Origin of the sequence: Draconibacterium sp. (assembly GCF_041583095.1) — a bacterium.
In the GTDB taxonomy this organism is placed as follows: domain Bacteria; phylum Bacteroidota; class Bacteroidia; order Bacteroidales; family Prolixibacteraceae; genus Draconibacterium.
On record NZ_JBFHGM010000164.1, the window covers coordinates 1 to 11,562 of the forward strand.

The 11,562-nt window shown below is 41.1% G+C and carries 7 protein-coding genes and 1 pseudogene; 1 reads left to right on the plus strand and 7 read right to left on the minus strand.

Going from position 1 to position 11,562, the window contains the following annotated elements:
- Window positions 1–146: 146 nt before the first annotated feature.
- From ABZB17_RS14790 to ABZB17_RS14805, 4 genes are all read right to left on the minus strand, one after another.
- On the minus strand, window positions 147–1,343 hold the full coding sequence (locus ABZB17_RS14790; protein ID WP_372651108.1) for an acetate/propionate family kinase: 1,197 nt from the start codon (window positions 1,341–1,343) through the stop codon (window positions 147–149).
- A 90-nt stretch (window positions 1,344–1,433) separates the two neighbouring features.
- Complete coding sequence (gene pta, locus ABZB17_RS14795; protein ID WP_372651109.1) at window positions 1,434–3,527, minus strand: phosphate acetyltransferase; 2,094 nt, start codon at window positions 3,525–3,527, stop codon at window positions 1,434–1,436.
- Window positions 3,528–3,840: 313 nt separating this feature from the next.
- Entirely contained in the window at window positions 3,841–5,268 is a 1,428-nt protein-coding gene (locus ABZB17_RS14800; RefSeq protein ID WP_372651110.1) for a hypothetical protein, read from the minus strand.
- Window positions 5,265–5,921, minus strand: coding sequence for an RNA polymerase sigma factor (locus tag ABZB17_RS14805; RefSeq protein ID WP_372651112.1), 657 nt, complete (start codon window positions 5,919–5,921; stop codon window positions 5,265–5,267). The genes ABZB17_RS14800 and ABZB17_RS14805 overlap by 4 nt, the downstream gene beginning before the upstream one ends.
- Before the next feature lie 381 nt (window positions 5,922–6,302).
- Here ABZB17_RS14805 and ABZB17_RS14810 point away from each other — a divergent pair, with 381 nt between their 5' ends.
- The gene (locus tag ABZB17_RS14810; RefSeq protein WP_372651114.1) at window positions 6,303–6,956 is read left to right on the plus strand and encodes a NigD-like C-terminal domain-containing protein; all 654 of its coding nucleotides are present in this window, start codon (window positions 6,303–6,305) and stop codon (window positions 6,954–6,956) included.
- A 645-nt stretch (window positions 6,957–7,601) separates the two neighbouring features.
- On the opposite strand, the gene ABZB17_RS14815 is transcribed toward ABZB17_RS14810, so the two are convergent.
- The 3 genes and pseudogenes from ABZB17_RS14815 to ABZB17_RS14825 form a co-directional block, all read right to left on the minus strand.
- Complete coding sequence (locus tag ABZB17_RS14815) at window positions 7,602–9,242, minus strand: hypothetical protein (protein ID WP_372651116.1); 1,641 nt, start codon at window positions 9,240–9,242, stop codon at window positions 7,602–7,604.
- 339 nt (window positions 9,243–9,581) lie between these two features.
- Complete coding sequence (gene lpdA, locus ABZB17_RS14820; protein WP_372651118.1) at window positions 9,582–10,973, minus strand: dihydrolipoyl dehydrogenase; 1,392 nt, start codon at window positions 10,971–10,973, stop codon at window positions 9,582–9,584.
- A 209-nt stretch (window positions 10,974–11,182) separates the two neighbouring features.
- Window positions 11,183–11,562, minus strand: a pseudogene (locus ABZB17_RS14825) (methylmalonyl Co-A mutase-associated GTPase MeaB); the annotation flags it as partial.

Below are 11,562 nucleotides of genomic sequence, written 5' to 3' on the forward strand. Positions count from 1 at the left end.
GATTTTATTTCGAAACCAATTAACAGGAAACTACTGATTGAAACAATCAACGAGCTGTTTCTGAACGATCTTTAAGTAGGAAACAACAAAATAAAAAGGCGTATCCGTTACCGGATACGCCTTTTTCAATAGTATCTTTTAACACTTTATTTTACAAGTGCCAACGATTGTTTTGCAATCTCCAACTCTTCGTTGGTAGGAATAATAAGAACTTTAACTTTTGCGCCGTCCACGTTAATTTCGTGAACATCACCTTTGCGGTTCTTATCTTTTTCTTCGTCCCAGGTAATTCCAAGGTAATCCATATCCTCGCAAACCATCTCGCGAACCGTAGTTTTGTTTTCTCCTACCCCGGCTGTAAATACAATGGCATCAACACCATTCATTGCAGCGGTATAGCTTCCAATATATTGCTTAATGCGGTAGGCATACATTTCCAAAGCCAAAATTGCAACCGGGTCGCCTTCTCTCTGACATTTTTCAATATCACGCATGTCGGTAAGTTCGGTTAAGCCTTTCATTCCACTTTCTTTGTTTAGTAGATCTGAAATCTCTTCAACCGAAAATCCTTTTTGTTGCGCCAGGTAGAAAATAATTGCCGGGTCGATGTCGCCCGATCGGGTACCCATAATCAATCCGCTTAACGGCCCCATTCCCATGGTGGTATCAATACAGGCACCACCTTTAACGGCTGCCATTGAAGCACCGTTACCAATGTGAATGGTTATTATTTTTGCATCAGGATTTCCTAAATACTCAATCGCTTTTTCTGAAACAAATTTGTGCGAAGTTCCGTGGAAACCATATTTACGGATACGCAATTCGCGGTAAAATTTCTCAGGAATAGCATAACGATAGGCTTTTTCCGGAATACTTTGATGAAAAGCAGTATCAAAAACACCAACCTGTTTTGCATTTGGAAATACTTTTTCAGCCACGTCCACGCCAATCAGGTTAGCCGGATTGTGAAGTGGAGCCAATGGGAACAATTCTTTTACTTTGGCCTTTACCTCATCGGTAATCTCAACCGTTTTGGTAAAAGTTTCGCCACCATGTACCAAACGGTGACCAACAGCCTGAATTTCTGACGGATCGCTGATAACACCAACTTTTTCGTCAGTAAGCAATTCAGCAACTCGCTTTAAACCAACTCCATGATCGGGAATCGGGAATTCTTCAACGGTCTTTTCTTCCGAACCGTTAAGGAATGTTTTGTGTTTGATCAGTCCCATCTCCAGACCGATCCGTTCTACAATACCACTCGACAAAGGCATCTCGGTGTTCATATCAATCAACTGATATTTAATTGACGAGCTACCTGCATTAATTACTAAAATATTCATTTTAAATTATATCAATTAAAGTTTTTTGGTAACAGGCAAACCCTTAACGCTACGTGTTAACCTGTTATCGTAAAAAGTATGAATTTACTTTTAAAACCCTTCCTGAGCCTGAATAGCTGTAATTACAACGGTATTAAAAATATCGTCGACTGTACAACCACGGCTAAGGTCGTTAACCGGTTTATTCAATCCCTGTAACATTGGGCCAATTGCCAGTGCTCCGGTTTCGCGCTGGATGGCTTTATATGTATTGTTTCCGGTGTTCAAATCGGGGAAAATAAGCACGTTGGCCTGCCCTGCCACTTGCGAATCGGGCATTTTGCTTTTCCCTACACTCGGATCAACTGCAGCATCGTACTGAATAGGTCCTTCAATTTTCAGATCAGGACGTGCAGCAATAGCGATCTCAGTAGCACTGCGAACTTTATCAACCTCAACACCTGAACCTGATGTACCCGACGAATACGACAACAATGCCACTTTCGGATCGATACCAAAAGCAATTGCCGAATCGGCCGATGTAACTGCAATCTCAGCCAGCTGCTCGGCAGTTGGACTAACATTTACAGCGCAATCGCCCATTACTGAAACATGGTCGTCGAGACACATAAAGAAAACAGACGATACCGTTTTAACACCCGGCTTGGTTTTTACAAACTGAAGTGCCGGAATAATGGTGTGTGCTGTAGTATGTGCAGCACCTGAAACCATACCGTCGGCATGCCCTTTGTAAACCATCATTGTTCCGAAATACGAAACATCTGCCATGGCATCGCGGGCCATATCTTCAGGAATATTTTTGTGTTTACGCAGTTCGTGGTAAGTTTTCCAGTAGTCTTCGTAATACTCCGATTCTACCGGATCGATGATTTTAATATTACCATTGATTTTTACACCGATCTCGGTAGCTTTGGTAATAATTTCATCGCGTCTGCCCAAAAGAGTAATATCAACCACCCCTTGGTCAACCAAACTTGAAGCAGCCTGCAAAATACGAGGGTCGGTACCTTCGGGTAAAACAATATGTTGTTTTTTCGATTTGGCTTTTGCCACCAGGTTATACTGAAACATATGCGGTGTTACCACATCGGTTTTGAAACTTCTGAATTTGTCGATCAGGAAGTCGGTATCCACATATTTTTCGAAGGTAGAAATGCTTAAATCGATTTTACGTGGTAATCCAGGGTGCAATTTTGGTTTTACATCCGATATTTTTTTTGCTGCAGTAAACGTTACATCGTCAACCAAAATAATGGGAACAATATTAGGTAAACCTTCAATCAGCCTTACAATTTGCGGCTCGAGAGCAATTCCTCCGGTAACCACAATACCGGCAATGCTCGGATAATTTGCCGAAGCATTGGCCTGAAGCGCCGCCAAAATAATATCGGAGCGGTCGCCCGGAGTAATAATAAGGCTGTTCTCCTCTACCCTGTCAAGATAATTGCGCAACTGCATTGCTCCAACATCGTAACGGTCGGCTTGTTTACACAACAGGTTTTCGCCAAACAGTACGGTACCACCCAACTCGTCGTTAATTTCTTTTATAGTAGGGCTGCCCAGTTTTTTAATTTCCGGAATGATCTCAATCGAAGTGTCGGCAGGTACTACCTTGCTAAGCTCTTCGCGCATTACATCGCAATTTCCGGGTTCAACACGGTTCATTACAACCGACTGCACCACAACATCTCTTTCAGCAAATGATTTAATAGCCAGGTCGATATTGGCAATGGCACTACCCATGTTTCTATCTTTTGCCGAGCTAACCAAAATGGTAGGAATCGAAAGGTTTTTAGCAAACTCAATATTCAGGTCGAGTTCAAAAGTAACGCCCTTATTGTCGAAATCCGAACCTTCAACCACAACCACATCAAACTTCTCTTTTAGCTGCTTGTAACGATCAATAATCTGATCGATCAAACGCGCTTCCTGCCCCATGTTTTTGTACTTAACAACCTGCGACATGGTAAAACCATAAGCGTCTTTGTACTCCATATCGAGGTTAAAATACGATATCATGGTTTCGATATGATTATCGTGAACTCCCTTTGGATAATCGTTAATGATTGGCCGGAAATACCCGACCTTTGTTACTTTTGAAAGTAACACTTTTAAAACACCCAGCGTAACAAGCGATCTTCCTGTGTTACTTTCGGTGTTTGTGATATAAATTCCAGTTTTCATTCAAAAATTTTAAAAACTCTGTATATTAATTATTTTCTAATGTAACGAACACCATTGGGTTATTTGATGAATCGTTCAGGTTGCGTTGAATAGTTGGCAAAAGTATAAAAGAAATTTTCTTGTCACCCAGCAGTTGTCTTAATTAACTGTTAACAGTGAAAAATTTCACATTTCGTTGAAATTAACACCTGACAATCATCATATTGACAAAAACTGCGACTTGGATAGTTTCCGTCCTGAATTGGTACTCGCAGGAAGATTGTTTCCTAAATATCAGCGAAATGATAAATATTTTCGAATAGTGCCCAAACGGTTAAAACTCATAATAAACTCCGGTGTAAATACCAATCCTGTACGGACGATAATTAACATCGGGGTTCGAGTTTATCGAAGAAAGGTAATAATTCAGACGAGGCTCAAGCGCAAACGAGAAGTGTTTTCCCAATGTATAATTTACCCCAACACCAAGTGTTCCCGAAAAATTAAGCGTTGAAATATCGGCAGTACTACCAATGTTTTGCACACCGTAACTATTATCGAGATAGGCATTGTTACCTATTACAAATCCGGCGTTTATTCCACCAAGCAGTTCTACACCAACCTTTTTGTCGAGCACGCTATAACGCAAATACAGCGGCACTTCCACAAATTCGAACACCTGCGAGAACTCACCATCAGAGTACAATCGTTGTGCTGTAACATCGTTTGAGTTTTCAAGGTTTGCCGAAATATTGGCTCCCCGTGGTGTACTTTTCATTTCAATTACACCGGCTGTGCTGTTCATGGCAATTCCCCCCTCGCTTCTTCCGGTTTGCACCAGATTTGAAAAGCCTGTGTTCAAACCATCGTATGCTGCATCGGGTGCTGCGCCATAAAACATGTCTTTGTCTGATGCAAACAGGTTAAATGAGTTATCAGCTTTTTGGCCGTCTTTCGCATAATAAATTCCACTCTCAACACGCAGGCGTTTGCTGGTTTTGTATTGCACCGAAATACCACCGCCAATATTACTTCCGCCATTATCGCTTTCGTAAGTCATATTTCGGGCATACGAGTCGTTGTGGCTGGCCGAGTGCGACGAATATCCCGGAGAAACCTGGGCGCCGATAATCCATCCGTGCTCCTGCTGTTTTTGTTCGTTTAAGTTTCGCAGGTTGGCAGCAATCAGCATTTCATCGGCAATAAAACTTTCCTGAATTTTAGTTTCATTATTCTTTTTCGCTAATGAAACATTGGATTGATTTGCTGCAAATATGGCCTCAATACGCTCTAACAAGCTGTAGCTTTCAGCTGAACGTGTTGCTATAAACTGTTCGGTTTCAGACTCATTTTGATCAGCAGCAGATTCGCCTTCTGCCAGCATTCTGGTTTCTGATATGGTATTGTTTGCATTTGTCTCGCTACTATTTATATCCTGCGCTCCGGCCAGTTGGTCAACTTCTATTTCAATGCTATTATCTTTTGGCGAAACGGCAGGTTCCTGCGTTTTTTCGGGTGCCGTTTGTTGCTGAGCCATTGTTGGCTCTTCAACAACGCTTTTTCCACTAAAGTACCATCCGGCAATAAAGGCCAGCACAACAACTGCCGCTGCCGAAATCCAGCCAGCATAAGCCATGCGGCGTTTTTTCCGCTGCCCGTCGAGTTGCGACTGAATAGTATCCCAAACATGCGACGGTGGCGCCGCCGAAAAACCATCAAGCTTTTCTCGGATCGAATCGTCAATATTTAGTTTCTTACTCATCCGGCTGTATAATTACTTGTTTTCTCAATATCTCCATAAAGCTCTTTTACCCGGCGTTTCAAAATGTCTCTGGCGCGTGCCAGGTTCGATTTTGATGTGCCCACGGTAATTTTCATCTCTTCACTAATTTCCTGGTGGTTCATTCCTTCAATTACAAAAAGGTTAAAAACCATTCGGTAACGAGGTGGTAATTGTTGTATCTCTGCAATTAGTTCCTTTGCTGAAATTCCGGCCAGTATATCATCCGAAACATTTTGTCCATCGTAAATACTCACATCCTCCACCGGATGCATAACATGCTGTTTCCTGAATTTCTCTAACGAAACATTTACCATTATCCTCCTTATCCACCCTTCCAAAGAACCTTCGTGCCTAAACCGGCCAATATTCTGAAATACCTTTATAAATCCTTCCTGCAGGTTATCTTCGGCTTCGGTATTATCTTTGGCATAGCGCAAACAAACCCCAAACATTTTTGGCGCAAATAATTGGTATAATTGTTCCTGTGCACGTTTTTTCCCCGAAGCACAACCGTTTATTATTTTTTTCAGGTCTTCCAAAATTTTTCGCAAATAACGCCTAAAAGTACTGATAAAAACGAATTGGTTTTCATCTTTGTTTTTGGCATCTGCTTTTACAGTCAGTTCTCTCAAGTTAAAATCATTGGATAGATGAGCCGTTTATTGAAAAGGTTGCGTTGAGTTGGAAATTCTTTCGCTTAATTGGAAACTTTGCTAGTCTTTAACAGAATACCACGAAGTCACAAAGCACACAAGGAAATCTTCAGCGGAAATTTAATCTACTATGATTAGTGTTCCTGGTGGTAAAAACGTCATTTAACATTTGTTACGCAACCTTAACTTGCCTAAACACATCTATAATGTAAATTTGTTAAACCTTTATTATGAGAACTTCATTTCCGAAAAAGACACGGATGCCATTCTTTTTATGGGAACTGTTAAAAATCCTGAAAGTGAAGAATAGACTGAAATAAACGCAAACGACCTGCGTTGTACATAAAATTATAAAAAGCCATGAAACGATTAATCGGAATACTTTCTGTATTTCTTATTGTATTTACCAGTTGCCAGGACGATGAACTGATATCGTTCGATGCCAAAGGTACCGTAATTGATTATGCCGGTGCCGGCGATTGTGGGTTTATCATTGAGCTCGATAATGGCAATAAAGTTCAGCCCTTATACTATCCCGATGATTTTACCTTTTCGCAGGGACAACGTGTGTTAATTACATACACCGAACTTAATAACGTTTATATAAGCTGCGACCAGGGCGTACCTTGTGAGGTAACGTACGCCGAAGAGTTGTCGTGCTCGCCTTATGTTGATCTTTATTTTGAAAATTACGACAGTCTGGCCCGCGATCCAGTACATTTACACGAGGCTTACATAGACGGCGACTGCCTGTATTTTAAACTATCGTACAGCGGAGGCTGTGTGGATCATACCATCGATTTGGCGCGGATGCATCCGTGGACTGCCAGCAGCTCAACCGTTCCCACTTTTGAGATCAGGCACAATGCCAACGGCGATTTGTGCGAAGCCTGGTTTACCCGCGAGTTCCGCTTCGACCTGTCGGATTTAAAAGCCGAAGGAAAAACCGAATTTGTACTTACCGCCAAACTTATCGGCGACGAAGTGTACAACAAAATATTTCAGCTAGATTAACGTGAATTCGGGATAAGCTATCAATCACAGAAAGTTATAAGCGCATTAGATTTGGGCTAAAAAAGATGCACGAATAACGGGTTATTTGAAAGGTTTTTTAGTCCAAAGATGATGTGCTTTGAACTTTCCTTGAAAAGGCTTTGAAAATTTTCACATATACCGCTCCAAATTTTCTAGCATTATCCCGATAGTCCTGCAAAAATTTGGTTTGTCTATGCAAATATTTTCTAAAGCTGTGACGATATCTTATCCCTGATTCACGTTTAGGTATTCCACTAATTTTGCTGCTTAGTTAGTTCTCCGAAGGGTTGGTTGTAAAACCGGCCCTTTATTTTTTTATGTTTTGTTCGTAAAACAACAATCCTGATGGTTCAGATTAATATTTTGGCTACAAAACGTTCATCCTGATCATCCGTTTTCCTGTTTTATTTGTAAAATGTCAATCTCAACGATTTTTTTTCGTGTTTTGTCTGCAAAACAACAATCCTGATGGTTCAGATTAATATTTTGGCTACAAAACGTTCATCCTGATCATCCGTTTTCCTGCTTTATTTGTAAAACAATCAAATAGAGGGCTAATTTCAATTCAAAAAAAAAGCGAGGAACAAAAATTGCCCCCCGCTTTTGCGTTATATTGTTCTTGGTTTAAAAAATGCTGTATGAAATACCGGCCGACAAGCTAAGTGTGGTTTTTGCAAAAGTTTCATCATAGCTTCCAATACCTGGATGTGTAAACGTTACGGTATCATCCTGGTAGAAAGTATTTGATACACCGGCGTCGAAAGTTAGCTTATCGGTAATGTTCCACATAATTCCGCCGCCCAAGGTATGCGATGAGTTGCTGTAACTAAAATCGCTTTGGTACTGAGGTGTTACACCATTTTTCGAGCGCAAACCACCAACACTGAATGCAAAATTATCGGCTACATTAAACTGCAAACCCAGCGCCAGCTCGGTGTAGTTACCTTTAATATCGCGGTGTACCTTCTGTCCTAAAGTAGAATAACGAATATTGTTACCGTAATTAACATCTCTATCGAAATACATATTGAATGAAAGTTGTGCTTCCAGCCAACCCAAACCACGGTAACCTACACCCCCTGCCAAAATTGCGGGAATATCATTCGATGATTCAGCTCCGTCGGGAAATAAGCCCATATCGTCAACATCGGTTTCGTTTTCCAAAGTCAACTTGGTTTCAAACTCGTATTTTACGGCAAATGTCCAGTCATCGGTTGGCGAAATGTTAAAACCAATAATCGGGGTAAAACCCATTCCTTTTTGTTTGGTTTTTACTTCTTTATCACCCAGTTGCGAAGCAGTTCCGGTAAGAGTTTGCGCAGTACCGCTTAATGTTTGTGCGGTTGACGCAAAAGCCGGTGCTGCTTGTACATATGCACCGTTTATCTGGTTCAGGTTCATAGCCGAAATTTGTTCCGGTGAAAGTCCCATTAATTGCAAACCGGCCTCAATTTGTCCCTGCTGTACAGGATCCATTTGTCCTGCACCTACCAATTGAGCTAATGTATAATTACCTGCAACAGGAAGTATTGGCGCTAATGCTTCCGGCACATTTGCCAAAGCGTTTAAATTTGATGCCATTGTGCTTACCTGTGTGGATGCTCCGTTTAACCAGGCAGCCGCATTCACTCCATTTAGCTGAATATTACGGATTGCTCCTTCGTACTTGTTTGTTGACGGCACTATACGCAAACCTCCATAAAACGAGAATTTATCATGAGGCGCATAGGATGCCCCTACCTGAATACCCCAAAATGTTGAAGAAGCCTCCAAAGCCATTTCCAGATCGTAACTGTTTACTGCCAGTGCCGGGTCGACCTGGCCCAGCGCGGCCAATTGACCTGGAATCAGTGAAAAAGGTACTTCAAGTGTTGGAATACCCGATGGAAACTCGGCTGTTCCACCACCACCTACCGGACCAATTCCTAATGAAAAGGCCCAGTTATTTTTTTTGTAAACGGCATAAACATCAGGAAAAACAGGAATCGTGGTTTCTCCTTCGTAATGACCTGAATTTAATGTAGGAAACTGAGTATCGATATCGCGGGTCTGAAAAATTGTTTGGCTGTAAAAAGCAAAATACCAGCCATCTTCCATTTTTACCAGTCCTGCGGGGTTATAGAAAACAGCATCAATTTCTAAAGCTGCATTTCGCGACAACATACGAATGTATTGCGCACTTTGGTTGTAGTTAGTTAATAAACCTCCTGCAAAAGCAAGCTGAAGCAGCATAGAAAATGCCACTAGCAATGTCAGTTTTTTCATCTTATTAAAATTATTCGTTTTCAAAGGTATAAGATGTAACTCCCATAGATTTAATTTATGCTTTTATGGCAAAATTGACCATGGTCGTTTCATTTATTTCAAGTTTTTATTAAAGAATTTTTCCCTTTATTTAACAATAGTATTCCGAGAAATTTACGGTTACTGTAGTTGATGCCTGAGCGGCAAATTTAAAACTAATTCTGAAATACAAAAACTTCACGATTGATTTTCAGCTTTTTATGGTTTTTTAGAACAATTTCGTCTTTTATTCGACACTTATTGTACAAAAAACCCGAAGTTAAATACCTCGGGCTCTTTATTTTATAGTTTTTCTATTTTTTAAATATGTATCACCTCGTCGTAAGCAGCAGCTGCGGCTTCCATCACTGCCTCGCTCATTGTTGGGTGCGGATGAATGGTTTTAATCAACTCGTGACCGGTGATCTCAAGCTTCTTGGCAACTACCATTTCGGCAATCATTTCGGTAACATTTCCACCGATCATATGTGCACCAAGTAACTCGCCGTACTTCGCATCGAAAATCAATTTAACAAAACCATCTTTTTGTCCGGCAGCACTTGCTTTTCCACTGGCCGAGTAAGGGAATTTACCCACTTTAATTTCGTAACCCGCTTCTTTAGCTTTTGCCTCGGTTAATCCAACCGAAGAAACCTCAGGGCTGGTGTAAGTACATCCCGGAATATTTCCGTAATCGATCGGCTCAGGATTTAATCCTGCAATTTTTTCAACACAGGTAATACCTTCGGCCGAAGCAACGTGAGCCAACGCCGGTCCGGCAACAATATCGCCAATGGCGTATACCCCGTCAACGTTGGTTTTGTAGTATTCGTCAACCTTCACACGGCCATTATCGGTTTCAACACCCATTTCTTCCAAACCAATATTTTCAGTATTTGGAGCAATACCGACTGCAGAAAGTACAATGTCTGCTTCAACCACTTCTTCACCTTTTTTGGTTTTAATGGTTACTTTGCACTTATCGCCCGAAGTATCCACGCTCTCAACCGACGAACCGGTCATCACTTTCATTTTCGATTTTTTGAAATTGCGTTCCAGCTGTTTGGCAACATCGGCATCTTCGTTAGGCACCAGTGTTGGCATAAACTCAACCAGTGTTACTTTGGTTCCGATGGTGTGGTAGAAATAGGCAAACTCGCTACCAATAGCACCCGATCCAACAACCACCATACTTTCAGGCTGCTTATCGAGCGTAAGTGCTTTGCGGTAACCGATAATCTTTTCACCATCCTGTGGCAGATTTGGCAATTCGCGCGAGCGGGCGCCTGTTGCCAGAATAATGTGTTTAGCAGTGTACGACGATTTTTTGCCTTTGTCGTCGGTAACTTCAACGGTATTTTTTCCGGCTAATTTTCCCCATCCAAAAATTGATTCTACTTTATTTTTCTTAAACAAGAACTGAATTCCCTTGCTCATTCCGTCGGCAACATCGCGGCTACGCTTTACCATTGCACCAAAATCGGGTTTCACTTCTCCTTCAATGGCTACACCATAATCGGCAGCGTGGATAGCATACTCAAAAGCCTGTGCACTTTTTAGCAACGACTTTGTAGGAATACATCCCCAGTTTAAACAAATTCCGCCCAGGTTTTCTTTTTCAACCACGGCAACTTTTAATCCGAGCTGCGACGCACGAATTGCTGCTACGTATCCTCCTGGTCCGCTACCTATCACTATTACATCGTAATTCATTGTATTTTGAAATTTATTGATATTTGATTTATGTAAGTAACACCTTACCTACAGAAAGGTTCTAACAAATTTACTTCTTTTAAGATGGATTTGAAAGTGTTAACTACATGAAAGATCTCATAAGACAAAGCAGGCAAAAGGATAGAATAATTCCATTTTTTGCCTGCCTTATTACCGTTGCCAACTATTTAAGATATTAACAGCTCCGTTTATTTTAATTTTGAATATGTATTCAATAACTCGGTGGCTGCAACAAACGAACTCATCTGATCGGTAAGTACATAATTTTCGAGCATTTTCAATTTCGTTTTAATCTCGGGATGATCGTAGAAGTTTCGTTTCAATTGCTCTTCAATGGTTTCGTACATCCAGTAGGTAGCTTGTTCGTTTCGTTTTTGGTAAAAATATCCGTTATCAACCGTTTGTTTCCGGTAGTTTTCAATCTGCTCCCAAATGGTATCAATGCCGGTTTTCTTATAGGCCGAACAGGTAACTACGTTGGCAGCCCACCCCGAATCTTTGGCCGGAAATAGATGAATAGCATTTCGGTATTGTACTTTTGCCATTTCTGCTTTTTCAATGTTGCTGC